This is a genomic window from Affinundibacterium seohonense (assembly GCF_014284305.1).
Classification (GTDB): domain Bacteria; phylum Pseudomonadota; class Gammaproteobacteria; order Burkholderiales; family Burkholderiaceae_D; genus Undibacterium; species Undibacterium seohonense.
Genome location: NZ_JACOFW010000020.1, coordinates 73,243 through 94,928 on the forward strand (window position 1 = coordinate 73,243; position 21,686 = coordinate 94,928).

At 46.6% G+C, this 21,686-nt stretch carries 21 protein-coding genes; 12 read left to right on the top strand and 9 right to left on the bottom strand.

The genetic code is table 11. The annotated features are described in order from the left end of the window. The first annotated feature begins 107 nt into the window (after positions 1–107). From can to H8K52_RS15875, 3 genes are all read left to right on the top strand, one after another. Entirely contained in the window at positions 108–773 is a 666-nt protein-coding gene (gene can, locus H8K52_RS15865; RefSeq protein WP_186923885.1) for a carbonate dehydratase, read from the top strand. A gap of 149 nt (positions 774–922) precedes the next feature. Next, positions 923–2,038 carry an acyltransferase family protein gene (locus H8K52_RS15870; RefSeq protein ID WP_186923886.1) on the top strand — a complete coding sequence of 372 codons (1,116 nt, stop codon included), beginning with the start codon at positions 923–925 and terminating at the stop codon, positions 2,036–2,038. Positions 2,039–2,143: 105 nt separating this feature from the next. Next, positions 2,144–3,736, top strand: a complete 1,593-nt coding sequence (locus H8K52_RS15875; RefSeq protein ID WP_186923887.1) for an FAD-binding domain-containing protein — start codon at positions 2,144–2,146, stop codon at positions 3,734–3,736. A gap of 223 nt (positions 3,737–3,959) precedes the next feature. Here the strand turns inward: H8K52_RS15875 and H8K52_RS21625 are convergent, their stop codons facing one another. From H8K52_RS21625 to H8K52_RS15900, 5 genes are all read right to left on the bottom strand, one after another. Then, positions 3,960–5,573: a methyl-accepting chemotaxis protein gene (locus tag H8K52_RS21625; protein WP_186923888.1), complete on the bottom strand. Its 1,614-nt coding sequence runs from the start codon at positions 5,571–5,573 to the stop codon at positions 3,960–3,962. A gap of 137 nt (positions 5,574–5,710) precedes the next feature. Further along, positions 5,711–6,208: a cache domain-containing protein gene (locus H8K52_RS15885; protein ID WP_343044227.1), complete on the bottom strand. Its 498-nt coding sequence runs from the start codon at positions 6,206–6,208 to the stop codon at positions 5,711–5,713. Positions 6,209–6,723: 515 nt separating this feature from the next. Next, a complete protein-coding gene (locus tag H8K52_RS15890; protein WP_186923889.1) occupies positions 6,724–6,987 on the bottom strand; it encodes a TIGR03643 family protein in 264 nt (87 codons plus the stop codon). Beyond that, positions 6,988–7,296, bottom strand: coding sequence for a high-potential iron-sulfur protein (locus H8K52_RS15895; RefSeq protein WP_186923890.1), 309 nt, complete (start codon positions 7,294–7,296; stop codon positions 6,988–6,990). Between the two features lie 72 nt (positions 7,297–7,368). Beyond that, complete coding sequence (locus H8K52_RS15900; RefSeq protein WP_186923891.1) at positions 7,369–7,761, bottom strand: thiol-disulfide oxidoreductase DCC family protein; 393 nt, start codon at positions 7,759–7,761, stop codon at positions 7,369–7,371. 203 nt (positions 7,762–7,964) lie between these two features. Here H8K52_RS15900 and H8K52_RS15905 point away from each other — a divergent pair, with 203 nt between their 5' ends. From H8K52_RS15905 to H8K52_RS15940, 8 genes are all read left to right on the top strand, one after another. Then, a complete protein-coding gene (locus H8K52_RS15905) occupies positions 7,965–9,008 on the top strand; it encodes a MerR family transcriptional regulator (RefSeq protein ID WP_186923892.1) in 1,044 nt (347 codons plus the stop codon). Positions 9,009–9,030: 22 nt separating this feature from the next. Further along, entirely contained in the window at positions 9,031–9,186 is a 156-nt protein-coding gene (locus H8K52_RS15910; protein WP_425507548.1) for a DUF2256 domain-containing protein, read from the top strand. Between the two features lie 2 nt (positions 9,187–9,188). Then, positions 9,189–10,547 carry a DASH family cryptochrome gene (locus H8K52_RS15915; protein ID WP_246464597.1) on the top strand — a complete coding sequence of 453 codons (1,359 nt, stop codon included), beginning with the start codon at positions 9,189–9,191 and terminating at the stop codon, positions 10,545–10,547. Next, positions 10,544–12,091 carry a cryptochrome/photolyase family protein gene (locus H8K52_RS15920; RefSeq protein ID WP_186923895.1) on the top strand — a complete coding sequence of 516 codons (1,548 nt, stop codon included), beginning with the start codon at positions 10,544–10,546 and terminating at the stop codon, positions 12,089–12,091. Before H8K52_RS15915 ends, H8K52_RS15920 begins: the two co-directional genes overlap by 4 nt. Before the next feature lie 7 nt (positions 12,092–12,098). Then, positions 12,099–12,362, top strand: coding sequence for a TIGR02450 family Trp-rich protein (locus tag H8K52_RS15925; protein WP_186923896.1), 264 nt, complete (start codon positions 12,099–12,101; stop codon positions 12,360–12,362). 261 nt (positions 12,363–12,623) lie between these two features. Next, positions 12,624–13,325 (top strand): SDR family NAD(P)-dependent oxidoreductase, encoded by a 702-nt coding sequence (locus tag H8K52_RS15930; RefSeq protein WP_186923897.1) that lies wholly within the window; start codon positions 12,624–12,626, stop codon positions 13,323–13,325. Between the two features lie 128 nt (positions 13,326–13,453). Then, a complete protein-coding gene (locus tag H8K52_RS15935) occupies positions 13,454–14,794 on the top strand; it encodes a S41 family peptidase (RefSeq protein ID WP_186923898.1) in 1,341 nt (446 codons plus the stop codon). A gap of 188 nt (positions 14,795–14,982) precedes the next feature. Beyond that, the gene (locus tag H8K52_RS15940) at positions 14,983–17,151 is read left to right on the top strand and encodes a M3 family metallopeptidase (protein WP_186923899.1); all 2,169 of its coding nucleotides are present in this window, start codon (positions 14,983–14,985) and stop codon (positions 17,149–17,151) included. A 32-nt stretch (positions 17,152–17,183) separates the two neighbouring features. Here the strand turns inward: H8K52_RS15940 and H8K52_RS15945 are convergent, their stop codons facing one another. The 4 genes from H8K52_RS15945 to H8K52_RS15960 all read right to left on the bottom strand — a co-directional run bounded on the left by H8K52_RS15945 (position 17,184) and on the right by H8K52_RS15960 (position 20,786). Then, positions 17,184–18,146, bottom strand: coding sequence for a carbon-nitrogen hydrolase family protein (locus tag H8K52_RS15945; protein WP_186923900.1), 963 nt, complete (start codon positions 18,144–18,146; stop codon positions 17,184–17,186). A gap of 55 nt (positions 18,147–18,201) precedes the next feature. Then, the gene (locus H8K52_RS15950; RefSeq protein WP_186923901.1) at positions 18,202–19,506 is read right to left on the bottom strand and encodes a hemolysin family protein; all 1,305 of its coding nucleotides are present in this window, start codon (positions 19,504–19,506) and stop codon (positions 18,202–18,204) included. Positions 19,507–20,190: 684 nt separating this feature from the next. After that, positions 20,191–20,484, bottom strand: coding sequence for a type II toxin-antitoxin system RelE/ParE family toxin (locus H8K52_RS15955; protein WP_186923902.1), 294 nt, complete (start codon positions 20,482–20,484; stop codon positions 20,191–20,193). Then, complete coding sequence (locus tag H8K52_RS15960) at positions 20,472–20,786, bottom strand: CopG family ribbon-helix-helix protein (protein WP_186923903.1); 315 nt, start codon at positions 20,784–20,786, stop codon at positions 20,472–20,474. The genes H8K52_RS15955 and H8K52_RS15960 overlap by 13 nt, the downstream gene beginning before the upstream one ends. A gap of 395 nt (positions 20,787–21,181) precedes the next feature. Here H8K52_RS15960 and H8K52_RS15965 point away from each other — a divergent pair, with 395 nt between their 5' ends. Continuing rightward, entirely contained in the window at positions 21,182–21,526 is a 345-nt protein-coding gene (locus H8K52_RS15965; RefSeq protein WP_186923904.1) for a hypothetical protein, read from the top strand. The last annotated feature ends 160 nt before the right edge of the window (positions 21,527–21,686 follow it).

Below are 21,686 nucleotides of genomic sequence, written 5' to 3' on the forward strand. Positions count from 1 at the left end.
GCTTTTTTTGTGGTTAGCAGCTGAAGGCCTTGTTTTCGTAGGGATAAATTCGAGTCGAAGCTCTAAAAAAGGTAAAATGTCGGCAGTAAAAATGGCAAAGGAGCAATATGAGAGAAGTCATACGTGGCAGTGTTACCCCAGATCAGTTATTTGAAAATAATCGCGAGTGGGCGGCGGAGATACTTAGCCGGGACGCTAATTTTTTCAAGAAACTTGCGGAACAACAAAGCCCAGAATATCTCTGGATAGGCTGTGCAGATAGTCGTGTACCCGCAAATGAACTATTGGGATTGTTACCGGGTGAATTGTTCGTCCATCGAAATATCGCTAACTTGGTTGTGCATTCGGATTTGAATTGCCTCTCTGTTTTGCAATTCGCCGTGGATGTTTTGAAAGTCAAACACGTGATCGTTTGTGGTCACTATGGCTGTGGTGGTGTGCAAGCCGCTTTGACAGGTCGCCGGGTTGGCTTAGCCGATAATTGGTTACGTCACGTGCAGGATGTGCATCAAAAACATGAAAAATATCTGGGTGAAGTATTGCCAGAAAAAGAACGTGTCGATCGCTTGTGTGAGTTGAATGTGATCGAACAAGTCGTGAATGTATGTCAAACCACGATCATTCAAGATGCCTGGGAGCGTGGCCAGTCGGTCGAAGTGCACGGCTGGGTCTATGGTATTCAAGACGGCTTGTTGAACGAACTGGGTATGTCGATTAATTCGGCACAAATGTTAGCGCCGCATTTAGAGCGTAGTTTGGCCCGCTATCAGTAAACTACAAGTTCAGCGCAGAATTTATTTTCAATTGCCCGCACAAAGCGTGTGTTGAAACGCGAAAACCCTGTGACGAATATTACCGAATAAGTCCAAAAAAATACCACAAATAGAGGACAATTGCACACTTCGCATTTGTCCTCTATGTCATGAATTCTCATCCAATTTCTTCACGTATCAACGGCCTTGATACGCTGCGCGCCTGCGCCATCTTGCTGGTCTTGATGTATCACTACATGGTCTTCGTTAGTCATGAACCGAGCTTTGGATTTCTCAGTGAAATCGGCTGGGTTGGTGTAGATCTGTTTTTTGTCTTGAGTGGCTATTTGATCGGTAATCAAATATTTGCTGGCTTAAAAAGTGAGCACGGGTTTTCACTTAAGACGTTTTATATCCGTCGTGCGCTGCGTACGCTGCCAAATTTTTATGTCGTGCTCGCCATCTATTTTTTATTTCCGATTGAGGCTGGCGGAAAAGCCGTGACACCGCTATGGAAGTTTCTAACCTTCACACAAAATTTTGATTTGAAACCGGGTACAGCGTTTTCGCATGCCTGGTCACTTAGTATTGAAGAACAGTTTTATGTGGTCTTGCCCATCGTAGCAATCGCAACGATCGCTTATTTAAAATCAGTGCGTGCAATGTGGCTGGTGTTGCTCGGTGCAATGGCAGGTGCTGCATGTATGCGATACCTGATGTGGCAACAAGTCGGTGACGACTATACCCAGTATTACGTGCACATCTATTATTCAACTTGGTGTCGCTTCGATGAACTGTTACCTGGCGTCGCGCTGGCTTTGCTGAAGAATTTTCATCCGCAAATATGGACGCGTTCGCTTAAATATGGGCACTTGAGTTTATTGGGTGGCGCCGTCCTGACCGGTGTCGCCATGTATTTATTCACCTTCTATAGTTATGTGGAGGGGCAAGGCTTTTTATGGTTCACCACGACCTTTGGCTATAGTTTATTGGCGGCCGGATTTGCCTTGTTGACCTTGGCAGGACTTAGCCCCAATTCGTATTTATATCGTTGGCGCATTCCTGGTGCATCGGTCTTAGCCTTATGGTCTTACGCCTTGTATTTGGTGCATAAGCCGCTCATGAATGCGCTGATCCGTCCATTTGAAACTTGGGGCATTTCCGTCAAATCTTGGATAGGCATAAGTGGCATGTTTGTACTGAGTTTGCTGGCGACGTATGTTCTGTATCGCTTTGTGGAAACTCCCTTCATGCGCCTGCGCGATCGCTATTTTCCTTACAAGTGAAACTCGTTTGTACCGCTTGATATTTCCTTTTGACCCGAATTACCTAGAAAATTGTTCGTAGCGATCTGGAATACTGGAACACTTAATCATCTTTAGTTTGTGTGTATGTCCTATAGCGTTGTTTGGTTCAAGCGCGACTTGCGTTTGCATGATCATGCGGCTTTGGTTGAGGCTGCATCGCGCGGACCGATTTTATGTTTGTACGTGGTTGAGCCTGGTTTATGGGTGCAAGCTGATGCGGCGCGTCAGCACTTTGAATTTGTCTTAGAAAGCTTGCGTGATCTGTACATCGCATTGAAACAATATGGTGGTCGTTTGCATGTGGTGACTGGCGATATCATCGACGTGCTCACGGCTTTGCATGATCAAGCGCCTTTTCAAAATTTATGTGCGCATGAAGAAACCGGAAATGCGTGGACTTATCAACGCGACTTGGCAGTAGGGCGCTGGTGTCGAACGCGCCAAGTTAATTGGTTGGAGTTTAGGCAGTTCGGTGTTGTCCGCCGATTGGCCGATCGCGATCATTGGAAGGCGAGTTGGGACGCGCATGTGGAACAAATGTGTTTGCCTATCCCGGAGCAGATGCAGTTTGCCGACATGCCTTGGCAAGATACCGTGCCACCTTCAGCAGATCGACTTCACTTAAATCATGGTGATCCACCGCGTAGACAGCGCGGTGGACGAGCGGCTGGGCTTGCGGTTCTATCGTCATTCTTACATGAGCGCAGCGCCTACTACCGCGGTGGAATTTCTTCGCCCTTGTCAGCGCCCGATGCCTGTTCCAGACTTTCACCTTATCTGACTTTCGGTTGTCTGAGTTTGCGTGAAGTCGTACATGCCACGGTACAGCGCATGGAACAACTGCATGATGATCCTCTATTTTCAAAACACCCATCGGCCACGCGGATGAAGCAAGGTTTAAATGCCTTCATTAGCCGTTTATACTGGCATTGTCACTTTATACAAAAGCTGGAATCTGAGCCTGAAATTGAATATCAAAACATGCATCGTGGTTATGATGGTTTGCGTGAAAACGATTTTAATGAGGCGCATTTCCAGGCATTCACGCAAGGGCGTACAGGTTGGCCTATGGTCGACGCTTGTATCGCGATGTTGCGCGAAATGGGCTGGATTAATTTTCGTATGCGCGCAATGCTGGTCTCAGTGGCTTCGTATCCCTTATGGCTAGATTGGCGTCCAGTCGGTGCGTGGCTGGCAACCCAGTTTTTAGACTATGAGCCTGGCATCCATTGGAGCCAGATGCAGATGCAATCTGGCACGACGGGCATCAATGTGCCTCGTGTTTATAATCCGATCAAGCAAGCACATGATCATGATCCGACAGGCGTATTCGTACGACGCTGGTTGCCTGCGATGCGTAAGGTACCAGATCTGTTTTTGTTTGAACCTTGGGCCATGCCGGCGGATGTGCAGGCTGCATGTGGTATCAAGTTGGGACAAGATATACCGAATCCTGTGGTCGATCTTGAAAATGCGACACGTGAAGCTAAGGCCAAATTATTTGCGGTACGAGGCCAGTCAGAGGTTAGGGCGGGTAAATCGGCTATCGTAAAAAAGCATGCTTCAAGAACGGTACGCAAAACGAAGCACGCAAAACGCGGGATGACCGAAGATAGGGGTGACGCTAATTCTAGTTCTGAGATGGGAGCAGTATCGCAGTTGGGTTTCGATTTTTAGAGTCGATGCTTGCCTGCATCTTCGAAAGAGTCGATATTCTGTTGGTGAACTTTATATGCACGAGTTCATACCGGATATAGCTGTGATAAATTTTTTAAGCGACGACGTCAAATTTGAATTGTGATGTGTTTAATTCTCTTAACCCAAATCGGTTTCCCACCAAGTGAATTTTCATTTAGCAGTTTTACTGCAACGTAATTCGCCTTGGTGGGTTCATTCATGGTTATGTTAACTGGCGCGTATTTACATTTGTCATTGGTCGCATTGCTGTTGCACGCTGAATGACCGTGCCTGATGCGAGTTTAAATACACTAACCACTTCGACCATTCGGGCCGCCTGTTGATTTAAACTCTCTGCAGCAGCCGCTGCTTCTTCTACCAAGGCCGCATTTTGTTGCGTCACATCATCTAACTCGGTAATCGCTTGGTTGATTTGTTCAATGCCGATTGTTTGTTCATGGGCTGTTGCGCTAATTTCGCCAATTAAGCCTGCTACTTGTTTGACGCGCGTCACAATATCATCCATCGCATTACCCGCACTACCAACTAAACGGCTACCGGCTTCTATCTTCTCTACACTGGCGCCAATTAGGTTCTTAATCTCTTTTGCAGCTTCGGCAGAGCGTCCAGCAAGGCTGCGTACTTCGCTGGCAACCACAGCAAATCCACGTCCCTGTTCACCTGCTCGTGCGGCCTCTACGGCGGCATTTAAGGCCAAGATGTTAGTCTGAAAAGCAATACCATCGATCACGCCGATAATGTCTGCAATTTTCTTCGATGCACCAGTAATCTCTTGCATCGTGGCGACCACTTGGCCGACAACAACACCACCGTTCACCGCGGCATCACTCGCTGCGCTCGCCAATTTATTTGCTTCGCGCGCTGTTTCTGCATTTGTTTTGACCGTCGAATTTAACTCCTCCATGGAAGCAGCGGTTTCTTCTAAATTACTCGCTTGGGTTTCGGTTCGCTGGGATAAATTCGAATTGCCTGCTGCAATTTCACTTGAGCCTGTAGATATGCTTTCTGCACATTCTCGCACTTCACCCACCATTTTTGACAAGCCATCTCGCATGTCTCGCATGCCGCTGAGTAATTGTGCGGCTTCGTCGCTACCTTCGACGTCAATGTCTGAAACTAAATCACCGCTCGCAACGCGTGCAGTTGCCTCTAATGCAGACCCTAGTGGTTGTGTGATACTGACCGTCATGCGCCATGCTAGATAGGCTGCAACAACCAACATGAAAACCCCTGTGATGCTGATCGCCAAAACCGTAGAGCGATTGCTGGCGTTGGTTTGCTCGGTGACTTCCACACGTCGCTGTTTTTGCATGCCGATAAAAGCTGCCAATTCAGCTGACGCCTTGACGGAAAGAGGATCAATTTTTTTGGTAATGACGGCGGCGGATTGCTCGGTATTAAATTGAGCGGCAAGATCAACAGCATCTTTGAAGAAAATATCCATTTGCTTGTCGATATCTGCGAGTCGAGCGAACAACGCTTTTTCTTGGTTGCTTAATCCTAATGATTCTAGTTTTGTCTTCGCCATCAGATATTGACTGCGATAGCGTTTCGCTTCGGCCTCATCTTTCTGTAGCTCTACTGTGTCGGTTTGAAGGCCCATATTGCGTACGGAGACCGCGCTACTCAATAGGTTGTCGCGCATTTCGACGGCAAGATCTTGTTGCAGGTTGGCTCGTTGCAAACTATCAATCAATGCAGTACGGCTTGCTCCTAGGCTATATAAAGCAGCGACTAGCATGCCAGCGGCGGCCAATAAGGTAATGCCGAATCCCAAGCTTAGCCTGAGCCCAATACTGAAATTTCGAAGTTTCATTTCTCACTCCTGAGTGGGAATTCTATTGTTCAAAGCCAATGCTTTGAACAATAGTGTTCTTTGGGATTTAGCTTGCTGGATAAGGGAGTACCTCAAGCCTTTGACTTTTGATCTTCGAATGCAAGGACCAAAAGTCATTACCCAATTGCTTGTTGCTTAGTTTTTATAGATTCCACAGCCGACCAAAGTATCACCAACCCGTTCAAGATACACGCTTTCGCCTCGATTTTTTGAGTGACTGGGTTTAAAAATTTGTAGCCTTCGACCCAACCTTTGCCCTTGCTTTTTGCTAGGTCAACGAACATCTGAATAAGCGGTTTGCCATCCGGGTCTTTTAGTCCAATTAAATCTTTTCCGACTAATTTAGGATTCGCACCTTGCGCTAAGTTTTTACCGTTCAGGTCATAGACGATGATATATAAATCACGGTCTTTGAATAATTTTCCATGGGTGAATTCCTCGTAAGACTTTTCTGCACCATTTGTTTTGATATAGGCGACGGCTTTCTTCACCATTGCCTCTGCTTCGGGTGCAGTGCCTTTTTCAACCGCGAACGCCAGACCGAGCGAGACGTAAAACATGGCGCACATACTTAACAGTAATTTTAAATATTGATTGATATTTTTAGTACTCATGACTTGACTCCAAATTAAATGGGCAAACTTAACAACTAACAAATAAATTGTCTGTTGCTTCTAAAGCAACGAGACTAGGTTGATGGATAAGGGGGTACCTAGAATTACTTCCAGGTCAACCTTAAATGGCAAGAACCGTAGGTCGAGTATAGAAGATTGCTTTTAGGAAAGCCATCGTCTGTGAATGACAGGACACAGAATTTAGAAAAATACTTATTTACCGTGTTTTATTGATCAACATCAAGTTGTATGGTTTGGGCTGGTGTTTTATTGATGCATGAGGAGTGGTTGGGGCTGCGCTAAAAATACTGCAGGCAAACTTAAAGCCGTAGTGATCAGTATTACTAGGATTAAGATGCCGAGCCGTTGATGTGAAATCTAAATTTATATAGGCGAACGAGGCTCGATGTGCATAGCTGTACCGTTCGTATACATGATTTAGGTGCAAGGCTTAGTGCAGCGCTGGAGGAATAGATCCAGTGCACCTTTGACTTTGCGCTTACCATGATGTGAGTCTAAAAATCCCGATTCTTTTGATCACTAGACTTAAACCGCGAGACTTGTGAACCACGCAACGCCTGGTGCTTAGTCTTGCGACCAGTCACTCTTGTCCGCCACATTCTGAAGCTTGATGCTTTCATGGCGTTGCGCATTAGGTGAATCACTGCGCTTTCATCTAAGCCGAATTGACGTTGAATGGCGTCGAAAGTGGTTCGGTCTTCCCACGCCATTTGTATAACTCTATCGACGATAGCTTGATCGATTTGCTGCATCGTCATTTAAGCTTTTTTTGCCCAGGCCATGCACCAGCCTTTGGCATTGACTTGCTTACCACCCAAGGCTGCGCAGTTTGCCCAAGCATCTGTTGGTTTGCCTTGGTAGAGCATGCAGTTGGCGCAGTTTTTTCCTGCGGCGTACGCTGGATATTTCTTAGCATCGACCTTGGTGGCATCATGTTTATAACCGAGTGCAGTGGCGGCAGGGGCATTTTCCTCGATGCGATTGGCTTGAGCGCTGGCTTTGAGGGCGACCCCGAGACTTAATGCCGCAGGGATAGTTTGAATGAGAAATTGGCGACGTGTGTTCATTGGATTTCCTTTGGGTTGTGACGTTATGATTGGTACTTCATTGTTACTGCCATTGTGGGCCCGATAGCAGCCTCAAGCCTGAGGTTTGCGCCATAGCGGACGCACGTATAAAAAAGCAAGATATATGCTATCTAAAAACCGTATCATCGAAGCTTGCCTAAGCAAAGGCGTAAGCCAACGCAAAGCTGGAAGTTGACTCCATAGCGTAACAAATGCTGCAGCACCTGATACTAGCAGCCCATTGGCATCACGTGCATGCAGTTTAGCCAGAGCTTGAGATCGCTCAAGCTGCGTACCTAATTCCTGTTCAGTACAAGAGCTTGCGTCTATCCATTCAATTTGATTTCCGCCGCGCCAATTCTGATATGTCGCGATCTCTTTAGCACACAGTGGACATGCACCGTCGAAATAGATAGTGCAGTTCTTCACGTCTTTGTTGTCTGCGAGTGGCAAATCCTGATTCATCTTGATGGCGTTCTCTCGGTGGAATTCAATTTAGGTTTTTTTCAATGTTCTAAGCTTAGACCATAGTTGAACGCTTGTCCAATGTATGAACCGTAAAAAATCGTGCTATGATGCATTTATTCGGTTCAATTGTGGGTCTTTTGAGTTGTGGCCGAACCTATCTCCTGATTTTCAGGCTTGTCTTGTTTTAAAGTGAGCGTGCTATGAATAAAGATTCGCAAAAGTCGTCCCTTGTTGACGCAAATGCCAGTTACCGCAGTGGTGCTGCGGCTCGCCTCTCTGGCGTTCCCGTAGAAACCTTGCGCGTGTGGGAGCGTCGTTATGGCGTTACTGATCCTTCCCGTTCGGAGCGTGGCCAACGCCAATATTCATTTGAGGATGTGCGGCGCTTGGGTCTCATCAAGCAGTTGGTGGATGCTGGTAATTCTATCGGTGCGGTTGCGCATCTGGATTTACAACAGCTTCTGGGAATGTTGAGTGCTGTGGCGAATCTGCCAGCGGCACAATCGCAAGCGCAGCTCGGCAATGGTTTACTCCGAATCGCCTTGGTTGGAGTGATGATGCGGCAAGCTTTGATCAATCTCGATCCTGAATACAGCAAATTGAGCTTAGTGCAAACTGCGCACAATATGAAGCAGGCCGAAACACAATTAAAGGACGTTAAGGTCGATGTGCTCGTCGTCGAGCAAGGTGAAATCACTGCTCCGGAAGAACAAATCCCTTTATTGAATCGCGCGCAGCAGGCCTGTCAAGCAAACGCAGTGTTGATCTTGTATCGCTTCGCCTCAAGCGATGCGATTCGTCAACTACGTACAGCTGGCTTCCAAGTTGCCCGTATTCCAGCTGATATGCTGGAAATCGATCATTTATGTCGAGTCGCTTTGGCGCGCGCCTTAACTCTGGCAGAACAACAGCAGCGCTCGGGACAAAAGCGAAAAGTTAGTTTGAAGCCGGGTGATAGTTCGCGTACTAGACGCAATCAAAGTATTCCCGATCGTTTATTGGATGATGAACAATTGATGCTGATCGCCAAGTCGGCAGCTAGCATCCATTGTGAATGCCCGCGGCATCTAGTGGATTTGTTGCAGATGCTGACTAGTTTCGAGCGGTACAGTGCTCAGTGTGAAAATCGCAACGAAGATGACGCGAAACTACATCGCGATTTACATCACACAGCAGCACATGCCCGCTCTGCTCTGGAGCAAGCCTTGGTCAGAGTGGCGCAAGCCGAAGGCGTACCCTACTGAGTCTGAAAGTTCGCTGATGAAAATGCGCAAAAAATCTGATTTGCCAAGCAAACACTGTGTGACTTGCGGTTTGCCTTTTGCTTGGCGAAAAAAATGGGAGAAAGTTTGGGAATCGGTGAAATACTGTTCCGAGCGTTGTCAGCGTAATCGGATTGCGACCAATAAGGCAGTGAACTGATGATGAAGACTTTGATAATTTATTGGTTTAGACATGATCTCAGAGTTAGCGATAATCTGGCGCTCAATCACGCGTGCGATTTGGCATGTGAACTTGATGCTGAATTGCTGCCGGTGTTTTGTCATACGACAGCCTATGGATGTTTGCGTACGACTCAGACCATATGGGGCTTTGCTCGTATGTCGTCGCATCGACAAGCCTTTTTACTCGATACATTGGTAGATCTGCGTCAACAACTAAGCAGTTATCAACTCGAATTGCTAGAACTCGATGGTGAGCTTTGTGAGCAGACTGATTTCTTTGCCTATGTTGCCAAGCACTATGACGATGTTAGGTTCGTGTGTGAAGACATCGCGGCACCGGAAGAGATCGCACAGCGCAAAGGATTGCAGGACTTGGGTTTTTCGGTGCAGGCTATTTGGCAATCGACCATGTTGAATCCGGACGATTTTGAGTTTGAGCTGATAGAAATGCCGGATCAGTTCACGGCGTTTCGACACAAAGTCGAAGCCGCTCGCTACACCGTTCGTGCTCCTGTGCCAACCCAGTTAGCAAGGTTACAGACTTTGCCCAGTAGCACCATGCAGCAATTGATTTTGCATTTTGGTGCGAAACGTATCGGTGAAAAGCATGCATTGACTCATGATCAGCGTTCTTCATTTCCCTATTGGGAATCGGCGTTTCAAGGCGGAAGTCGATCGGCGATGCAACACCTGGCCAATTATTTTTCTACTGATTTGGCACACAGTTATAAGCAAACGCGTAACCAATTAAGTGGCGTGGATTTCTCTACGAAATTTTCACCATGGTTGGCAAGTGGTGCTTTGTCTGCGCCTCAAATTATTCACGCATTGCAAAATTTTGAACAAACTCACGGCAAAAGCGATAGCAGCTATTGGATTTGGTTTGAACTATTGTGGCGCGATTATTTTCGATTTTTACATCGTAAATATGGCGCCCAGCTTTATCGACCAAGTGGACTATGTAAAACACCAATCGAATTGCCAGCGTTTGATCCTGCACGATTTCATCAATGGACGCATGCGGCAACGGGAGATGCTTTGATCGATGCCGCGATGTGCGAATTAAGAATGACCGGATATGTCTCGAATCGACAGCGCCAGCAAGTTGCCAGTTATTGGCTGCATGAATTGGCTGGCGATTGGCGCGTTGGCGCAGCGTGGTTCGAGTCTCAGTTACTCGATTGCGACGTCTACAGTAATCAAGGCAATTGGCTGTATTTGGCAGGATTAGGAACGGATCCGCGCGGCTATTTAGGTGGCAGATGGTTTGATCCACAAAAACAGGCAAAGCAACATGATGCCGATGGTCGTTATCGCCGTCTTTGGAATATGCTATGAATAAATTTAGAACAAAGGCCCAGACTCTACGCTTGATTTTAGGCGACCAACTTAATTCACAGCACAGTTGGTTTCAACATCAGCAAGACGATGTGTTGTACGTCATGATGGAAGTGCGGCAAGAAACTGATTACGTTCTGCATCACGCGCAGAAAATTATCGCGATCTTCGCAGCGATGCGTGAGTTCGCACAGCGCTTGGAAAAAGCCGGCCATCGCGTACATTATTTGGCGATTGACGATGTTGAAAATCTGCATGCGATCCCTGCGAATATCGAAAAATTAGCCGCGACTTATCAAGCGCAAGAGTTTCAATATCAGGCACCGGATGAGTATCGTTTAGACGAACAGTTGCGGGTATTTGCGCAAAGCACGGAGCTGAGTTGTCACATGTTTGATAGTGAACATTTTTTTACCGCAAGAGACGAAGCTGACAAGATTTTCGAAGGACGTAAGAAGTGGTTAATGGAATATTTCTATCGTCAAATGCGGGCTAAGCATCAAATATTGATGAACGACCAAGATCCCGCGGGCGGTGCATGGAACTTTGATCATGACAATCGTAAAGCCTGGCCCGGATTGCCGTGGGAGCCTGAAGATTTCCGACCACGTCATGATCATCGTGTGCTGTGGGCGACAATCCAGAATGCTGGCGTGAAAAGCTTCGGTGAACCCAATTCAACTGAATTCGCTTGGCCTTTACACCGAGATGAGGCACTGCAGCAATTACAGGCTTTCGTCCGTCTAGCTTTGCCGCACTTTGGTGATTTTCAAGATGCGATGAGTAGTAAGGCGTGGCGTTTATTTCATTCGCTGCTGTCGTTCGCGTTGAACGTCAAAATGATTAGTCCAAGAGAAGTGATTGATGCGGTCGAAGTTGCATGGGCTCGCGGTGATGTACCGATTGCCGCCGCTGAAGGCTACATACGACAAATACTCGGTTGGCGTGAATATGTGCGCGGCGTGTATTGGCATTTCATGCCTGATTATGCGCAAGAAAATGTGTTCGATCACCAAACCGAATTACCCGCATGGTTCTGGACTGGCAAAACTAAGATGCGATGTCTGGCGCATTCGGTAGGGCAATCTTTGGAGCAAGCGCACGCACATCACATTCAACGCTTGATGGTGATTGGAAATTTTTCACTGCTCGCCGGTTTGCATCCACAGCGCGTGCATGAATGGTATCTCGGTGTGTATATCGATGCGTTTGAATGGGTGGAATTGCCGAATACTTTGGGCATGAGTCAGTACGCCGATGGCGGCGTGCTAGCGACCAAACCTTACGTTTCTAGCGCGGCTTACATCGATCGCATGAGCGACTACTGTAAAGGCTGTCACTACGATAAAAAGCAACGCACTACAGAAAAAGCCTGCCCATTCAATGCGTTGTATTGGGATTTTTTCTCACGCAATGAAAAGCAATTATCGAGTAATCCGCGAATAGGCATGGTGTATCCGCAATTGCGAAAAATGAGTGAAGAGGCGCGCCATGATTTGTCAGAGCGCGCCAGTTATTTGCGTAAGAATTTGAATGAACTGTGAGCGAAATATGCATCTATCAAATCGAGAGCAGTCGTCAGAAGTTGGCAAGCCGATCAAATTGAATCCCAAAAAACTTTTGCTGAGTAAATGGACCAAGGTTGAAGTGGTCGCTAAGCAAAAACATTTTTTGGTGAGCGGCATAGTGCAGCCTGATGATCTGAGTTTGCCGATCACCGAGATTGAGATCGAAGCGGTTTATTCTGGTAGCAAAAAAATTATTTCTTGGCGCGAGTTACAAGATGGCTCGCTCTGGAAACAAGGTTGGGTGTGACATGGAATTTCGTAAGGCGGGTGCAACCCGCGCCGCCCACACGTAGAGCGGGCGAGTTCTAAATATGTACGGCGCGGGTTGCACCCGCCCTTGAATTCAAGACGCGATTCCATCAATGTCATTCCTGCGTGCTTTTGGCAGGAATCCAGCGTCTTCGTTCACCAACGGAGGTCGCTGGACTCCTGCCTTCGCAGGAGTGACAGTGACTCGGTTTGCTGCGTATTTTGTTTTGTGTTGTTAGCTCTTCAGAGAAGGTTCAATATGCAATTACATTCTTTCCCAGAAAATTTCCGCGTGTGCGTCATCGGCGCGAGCGGTGCGATTGGTGCGGCATTTGTCGAAGCACTGCAAAACGATTCTCGTTGCGCACAGGTGATCGCCTTACACAGAAACTCTGTACCCGCAATCGACTTAAGCGACGAGGCAAGTATCGAAACAGCAGCTGCAGAAATCAAATCACAAGGGCCATTTCATTTGATCATTCACGCAGCGGGAATTTTGCATCAAGCCGATTTTATGCCAGAGAAAAAATTGGGTGATTTAAATATGGCGCAGATGCAATCTACGTTTATGGTGAATACGTTTGGCCCCGCAATCGTACTCCGACATTTTTCTAAGTTACTCGATAAACAGCGCGGCGTGTTTGCTTTGTTATCCGCTAAGGTTGGTAGCATCGAGGATAACCGGCTCGGCGGTTGGTATAGTTACCGCGCATCGAAGGCGGCATTAAATATGATGATCAAGACGGCGGCGATAGAAATCAAGCGTTCGCAGCCTAATTCTGTCGTAATTGCCATGCATCCTGGCACGGTGACGTCAGCACTGTCACAGCCTTTTCGTGGCGCAGAGAGAGGGCGGCCAGCATCCTTGGCAGCGAGCGAGATGCTGCATGTGTTAGATGACTTGCAAGCGGATGATACCGCTAGTTTTGTGAGTTACAACGGTGAACATTTGCCTTGGTGATCACGACACTTAAAAGTTAGAATGCAATGACGTTTTGAAGCTATCAATTATTTTGCTAACCAAGGAAAGTGAGTTTTCGTGTGCTGAATTTTTTTCAACAGAAGTGGATCAAACATAGTATTTCGCTCATGCTGCTTCAATTCTTGCTTGCTTGTGCAGCGATTGATCCAAATCATATACTGACCCGCAATGTAGGTAATACCGCGCCGCCAGCCGGAGTGGCATTGGATAGTGATACCAGACAACGAGCCTACGATTTTGTATGGACTCGCGTGAACGATGCCTATGTCGATCCGAATTTGAATGGTGTTGATTGGAAGCGAATTGGTCAAGAACATCAAACGGCTATCGTCAACGCACCGACCGACGACGCTTTTTGGAAGCGTCTCGATCTTATGGTCGCGGAATTAGGTGACGCGCATACCCGCGTGTTATCGGCAAAGCAGTATGCCAATCACAAGGATAAACTGAGTTACAGCGTTGGACTGGGCGTTACTGATGTACAGGGTGAATTAATCGTCACTAGTGTGGCAAAAGATTCTGCAGCCGAGAAAGCGGGTATCGTTAAGGGAAATAAATTACTTAGGATTGAAGGGATTGAAGCAAGTGATTGGTGGCGCTTGCAACTAAGTAAGGCCCGCAAGAATTCGACTGAACGTGCGCAGGCTAAAAGTATCAAGCGTATTCTCAATAGTGGTGACTTGGACGCACCTTCCGATCGCATCGCGTTACAGATTGAACGCAATGATGGATCGTCGATGGAGGTGAGCTTATTGCGAGCAGACTTATCGCGCAAGGATAGTCTCACGAGCAAAATGCTGGATGAGAATTATGGTTATCTTCGTTTGACAGGATTTGAGGCCAGCTTGAGTAAAGAAGTTCAAGCAAGTTACGACAAGGTACGTGCAGCACAAGGCTTAGTAATTGATTTGCGTGGCAATGGCGGTGGTTCTCTGGGATTGTCTTTGGCGATGATGAATCAACTGGTGCAGGGCAATATCGCCATCGGTAAGCGGATCACTCGTACTGGTAAATCACCCACCATGTTGTTCGGATTAATTAGCACCGGAAAATTGGAGCTTGAACTTCGTGGTGTGCAAAACCCTTATCTTGGCCCTGTGGTGGTTTTGGTGGATGGCGACAGCGCTAGTGCTAGTGAATTTTTTGCGGGTAGTCTACAGAGTATCGGCCGTGCCAAAGTGATAGGTGAAACTAGTTGTGGTTGTTTGCTTGGCTATTTGGGATATGCCAATGTGCCAGGCGGCGGTGCCTTAGCTTATAGCGAGATTGATTTTGCACCGGTCAATGGCAAGCGAATCGAGGGCGTTGGTGTAATTCCTGATCAGACCGTGACGCTTACAAAAGCAGATTTGCGTAACAATAAAGATACGGGATTAGAGGCTGCCTTGTTGGCCTTGAAACGTATGCAAGAAGAGAGCGTTGTGAAGTTGGCTAGTGCAATCGAGTAGAATTGAATCATCAGATGCTGTTGCTAAGGGTTTCTTTCTATTGAATTCTTACTCCTACAGCGTTATTTCAAAGCGGAATCGATCCAGTGGGAAAGATCGGTTCTTGTTTCGCAATCGAGTATACTTCTGTGCTGGTGCTTGAACCACCCCTCGGTTGTAGAAGTAATTTAACCTAACAAAGGCTAATCATGTTGCTTAAGACTCCTATCGCGCTATCGCTAGCGATTGCATTCACTGCTGGAAATTTATTGTTAACTTCCGTACCAGCGCAAGCTGCGATGACCGAAGCAGCGCAAACGACAAATCCTTTTTATCAGGAAAGTAAGCTGCCTCTCCAGTATCCGCCGTTCGATAAAATTAAAGACAGTGATTTCGCCTCGGCGTTTGATCGCGGTATGGCAGAAAACATCAAAGAAATTGATGCCATTGCGAAAAATCCTGCTGCTGCAACGTTCGATAATACGATACTTGCCATGGAAAAATCAGGTCAGTTGCTTCGCAGAGCTATCGTGGTATTTGGCAATCTTACCGGCGCTAACACCAACGACGCGCTTGAAAAATTGGATGCAAATTATTCGCCAAAGTTTGCTGCACATAATGACAGTATTTACCTCAACGCTCAATTGTTTGCACGTATTAAAGGCTTATACGAAAAACGTAGCACGCTAGGCTTGGATGCGCAAAGCGTGCGCTTGGTCGAGCGTTATTACACCGACTTCGTTCGTGCCGGTTCAAATTTGACCGAAGCACAAAAAATGCGTGTCAAAGCCATCAACGCGAAACTGGCAATACTCTCAACTAAGTTCAACCAAAATGTATTAGCCGAAGTCAACGACTCCGCACTTATTGTGGATAACCGTGCTGATCTGGCGGGTTTGTCTGATGACGAGATCGATAAACTTGCCGCGTCGGCCAAAGAGAATGGCAAGCCGGGTAAATACCGTATCGCATTGCTGAACACCACCATCCAGCCGCTCTTGCCGCAACTTGATAACCGCGCATTACGTGAACGTCTGCACAAGGCATCGATCGTGCGAGGTAGCCGTGGTAACCAATGGGATAATCGTGCGATAGTCTCCAATGTGACAAAATTGCGCGCTGAGCGTGCAGCGATCATGGGTTACCCAAACTTCGCTGCGTTTAGCTTGGCGGAAGAAACCGCTAAAAACCCAGAAGCCGTCAATAAAATGTTAGCCCAAATCGCACTGCCAGCGGTTGCGAATGCGCGCAAAGAAGGCGCAGTTTTGCAAGCCATGATCGATAGCGAGCAAGCAGCCAAGGGGCAAAAGAGTTTTACCTTGGCGCCTTGGGATTGGTCGTACTACACTGAGAAGGTCCGTAAAGCGCAATACAATTTTGATCAGAATCAGCTCAAGCCCTATCTGGAGTTAAACTCTGTTTTGGAAAAAGGTATTTTTCATGCAGTCACCAAATTGTATGGCGTGACTTTTAAGCGTCGCACAGATCTGCCGGTCTACCATGAAGATGTCACCGTGTATGAAGCCTTTAACGAAGACGGTTCTCAGTTGGCATTGATTATTGTCGATCCTTATGCAAGATCCTCTAAACGCGGCGGCGCTTGGATGAGCTCTTACGTTGATCAGTCAGATTTACTAGGAACCAAACCCGTGGTGGCGTTCCATCTGAATATTGCTAAGCCAACGGCAGGCAAACCAGCTCTGATGACTTGGGACGATGTGAAGACCTCGTTCCATGAATTTGGCCACGTACTGCACGGCATTTTCTCGAATGTGAAGTACCCGTATTTTAGCGGTACCAATGTGCCACGCGACTTTGTGGAATTTCCATCTCAAGTCAATGAAATGTGGTCGACCTGGCCATCGATATTGTCAAACTATGCGGTCCATTGGCAAACCGGCGAGGCTATGCCGAAAGAGTTGTTAGATAAGGTATTGTCGGCGAAAAAATTTAATCAAGGCTTCATTACGACTTCCTATTTAGGATCAGCGCTGCTCGATCAACGTTGGCATCAGGTGTCAGCCGACAAGCTACCAAAAGCCAACGGTGTATTGGCGTATGAGGAAAAAGCACTGAAAGATGTTGGCCTCGATTATGCCGCTGTACCACCTCGCTACCGTACCAACTACTTCGGCCACATCATGGGCGGCTACGCAGCAGGTTATTACGCTTACATCTGGTCTGAAGTGCTGGATGCAGGTACCGTCAAATGGATAGAAAATAACGGCGGCTTAACTCGCGCCAATGGTGACCGCTTCCGCGATAAATTACTTTCACGAGGTGGCAGTAAAGATGCGATGCAGCTGTATCGTGATTTTTCGGAGCAGGAACCAAACATTCAGCCACTGCTTGAGCGTCGTGGTTTAACTGAGAAGTAATCTGAGAAGTAATGACTCTGTAAGCCGTAAATTTAATCCTCAAAACTCGCCAGTGTTTGACGCTGGCGATTCACCACTAATCGTGTGACATCCGGACGTGAATAATGTCCGGTTACGTCAAAATTTTGGCGTTCGCGTCTAACTTGGTTTCTGTCTAAAGTCGCGATCAATAAGCATTCCTGATCAATCACAGGCTCAACGATCCAACTACCGTCCGGTCCTGCAATGCAAGAGCCACCGTTCGCTAAGATGTCGGGGCAACGCGCCAAAATTTTTTCGCGATGTGGTGTGTCTGTAGGAATATCTTCTCTGCGCATTAGACCTGATACCGCAATACTAAAGCTACGACCTTCTTTCGCAATGAAGCGCGTCAGGTCTTCCGTGTTACGCAAATTTCCAGGCCAAATCCCCACATGTAAATCTTCGCCCTGTGCATACAATGCCGCGCGCGACAAAGGCATCCAGTTTTCCCAACAATTTAGTCCGCCGACTGTAAAACCATCTAGCGCATGGGTACGCAAACCGTGGCCATCACCTGCCGCCCAGGTCAGACGTTCTTCATAAGTCGGCATCAGTTTGCGATGCACAGAACCAATTACGCCATCCGCACCGATATACACGCAAGAACAATACACACTGTAACCTGTTCTATCTTTCGGACGCTCTAAACAACCGAGCATGACAGCGATCTGATGCGTTTTCGCGGCGTTGCAAATACTATCTAAATCACCCGCTTCGATATCTACACCTTGCTGCACGTAATAAGCATGCAGATCCTTTTGCACATCATCATTAAAACGCGCACCGTCGGTGAGATCTAACCAGAATGGATAACCGGGTAATAAAGTCTCACCAAAACAAACCAAGCGCGCACCTTGCTTAGCGGCTTGCTGGACGTAGTCGACGATCTTTGCGGTCGTAGCGATGCGATTGAGCCAGACGGGGGCGATTTGGGCTAGGGCGACGGTGATGTGGTCTTGCTGAGAAGTTTGCATGGAAAATTCCAAAGGATTTTTTTAAGACAAGTAGGTTCTATGGCGATAAAGGTTTCTAGTCTTCCGTAACAACTTCTGAGACCAATAAACGATCAATACGGTTCTTATCCAGATCAACAACTTCGATACGAAATCCCGCCCATTCGAAATATTCCGACGACTTGGGTATGTAGCCGAAGTGAGTTAAAACGAAGCCAGCCAAGGTATGGTAGGAGCCAGACGATTCTTCTGGAAATCTAACGTCTGTAGCCAAAACTTCTCGAAAACGGTCGAATGAAATGCCACCATCAATCAGCCATGACCCATCTTCACGTTGTACAGAATCTGCTTCTTGATTATTGTCGATCGCGGCGACATCACCGACTAAAGCACCAAGTACATCGCTTAAGGTCACGATACCTTCAATCTCGCCATATTCATTGATGACAAGCGCGAATTCGGCGCGATTTTTTTTGAATGTTTCGAGTAGCTGCATCGCACTTAAAGTTTCTGGTATGAAGAGCGGAGGCGTGACCGCCTCGGCAATGTCGACATTGACTATGGATTGCTTTTCGATCGCTTGATCGAATAAATGGCCACCATGAATGATGCCAATCACATTTGAGAGATCGCCTTTGCAAACTGGAAAACGGCTATATGGGCTAGCAGCAATTTTCGCCAAGTTATAGTCAAGCGATTCTTCGATATCAATGAAATCAATATCCATACGCGGCGTCATTAAAGCCGCGACACGTTGATCGTCAAGGCGCAGTGCGCGCGAAACAATTTCATGTTCAGTTTTTTCAAACAGACCGGCATCCGTTCCTTCTTTCAGCATGCCAGTAATTTCTTCTTCGGTGACCGCATTGTTCTTAGGTTGGTGTAATCCCATCAAACGCAGCAAGGCTTCTGTCGTGATAGTCAAAATTTTGACAAATGGCCCCATCATGCGTGACAACCATTGCATTGGAGCGGCGATGAGTGAAGCAACCGTTTCTGGATATTGCATGGCAATCCGCTTTGGCAAAAGCTCACCCAGAATCAAGGAGGAAAACGTAATCCCCACCACCACAATCACTAAGGCGATTTCTCTGGCAAATTGCCCAATCATGGGCAGGTGTTCAAGTTTTGGCATGAGTTGCGCGACCAGTGAAGCTTCACCAAACGCACCATTGAAAATGCCGATGAGCGTAATGCCAACTTGTATGGTGGATAAAAAACGACTTGGACTGTCGGACAGTTCTAGAGCCGCTCTTGCGCCACGGCTGCCATTATCGGAAAGTTTCTGTAATCGGATTCGTTTCGAAGAAACTACCGCGATTTCTGACATGGCAAACAAGCCATTGACCAGAATTAAACCAAGGATAATCAATATGTCCATTGTAGGAGGGCACGTTGTATTGCCTTACCCCCATGTGTTGAAGAGCAGTTATTGTACCCAGAATTTTCATTGGTGTATGTGGTCATATTATTTGATCGGCACCAATCGTACAGTTGCACGGCGTACACTGTATGTATCGTTGAAAAAAACGGCTCGTCTTCCCGCGGTACGTCTAGCCTTCCGAATTGCATTAATCACAAAGGAATTTGCTTTGACACTCAAATCAATTTCTGCATCATTCATTTTTCGCGGGATATCGTCTGATAGTTGAGTCGTTTTGCGAACATAGAATACTTTAGAGACTTGGGAGGCAAGCACTTTCAACATGGCAGTGCCTTTTGTTTTTGCTTCGCAATTCGAGAGTCATCTTTTACGGACTTATTGCTTCTTAATTATGTCAATATGCTGGAAGCGTTTGTTTTACTGTCAATGAGGTCGTTATCTAACGATGGATAGAAAGAGAGGATGTTTGAGTGTGAGGGTTTGCCCTTTGACTTTTTGAGTGTCGCGCATTTTGCTTTTCTGCCTGTTGAATGCAATCGACAATCTTTGCGGTAGTCGCGACGCGGTTCAGCCAGACTGGGGCAATTTGCGCTAAGGCGACGGTGATGTAGTCTTGGTTTGGAGTTTGAACGAAGTATCATACGAGTGGATTATTCGTTTTCTGCATGCTAATTGATGCGACTAATTTTCATAGCCAGCTTCGCGTTGATGCCGTATTCCAAGGATGAGAACGACATCATCAAATTCTTCAAAGCTATATAGACCAATATAGCCTGTGTTGCCACGCGAGATCACCAATTCGCGCAATTCTTCTTTGATAGGTCGGCCAATCAGTGGGTGATGTTCAAGCAGAAAAATGGCCTCTTGAATTAAATCTAAAGTTTTTAAAGCGATGTTGGGATCATAGTCGAATAGAAAATCGACCAATCTTTCCAAGTCATTGAGCGCCTGTTGCGAATAAATTATGCGCGCCATGGTTTGGCAGTGAGTTTCGTAGGCGCGACAGTTTTTTTCTTGCTAGCTGCATCCATTTTTTCCTTAATGCTGTTACGCAAGTGCTGATGTACTTCATGCGCTGCATAGCCCAATCCTGACTCCAAAGTTGCAGCACGCGCGGCCTGTGCATCATTGATCAATGCAGCTTGTTTTTCTGCCGCGAGCGTCGCTTTACGAATCGCTTCCACCATAAAGGCATGTGGAGTGACACCCAAATCCATCGCAGCAGCACTCGCTTTCTGCTTTAGTTCGTCGGGTAGTTTGAGTGATGTCGTGGACATGGCAAGCCTCGGTGCTTTGAAAAATAATAGGTAACACTAAAGTAGCACCTTTTGTTTTTCTGTGCAATATAAGAGGCTGTTAATGCGTGTTGTTTTTTTAATTATTTTATGGTGGTATAGAGTTGCGCCTAACTCCGCTCGATCATGGTGGCATCGCTAATTTTTTCAATGATAAGCTGTTGCTTAATTGGATGCACTAATCGAGTAGTGGAAATAACTGAGGGTTTTACAGTAGGACTGTGAAGTGATTATTTCATCGATTTAGCGATACTGCTTGTGCGTTCAGTATGAGTAAATCAAGCTAGATTTAATGCGCATTTCAAGAGCATTCAAACAAATTGTGATTTTTTATTCGACAAGTTAGTATGCATTTTTATTAAATTAAGGTTAAATCCATGAGCGGAAGAAAAAAACGCAAGCAGGAACGATTGCCACGCGAAGACTTAGTAGTTGCACGTGTTCGTGAGGTAGCTGATTTGCCTTTCGTTACTCAAATTGAGGATCACTTTGCGGGAATGTGGAACGAGCTTGGGATTCAAATCAAGATGAATGCTAGTACTCCAGATAGTGAAGTTATTAGACTTCGAAATGAAGTGTTGAAATGTTTGAAAGTTATAGATCAAGAAAACGAGTTGCCATTTACTTGGATCGTTGGCTTCTGGCGAGACGAAAAAAACATAGAGGTGCTTTTGCCACAAGACGACGTTAAGAGTTTGGAGGATACGCTTCGAGCGGTATAGAGCATGGAGAAAAATTGATTTAACATGACTCGCGAGCCTGTAAGAATTTCTGTGTAAATGCCACGGAACAAGTTAGTGATCGTGTTTTTGAATACGATCACCGAACTCAATCATAAAACGATTTAAGGCCATACGCCAATTGTGAATCGGCATCGTCCAT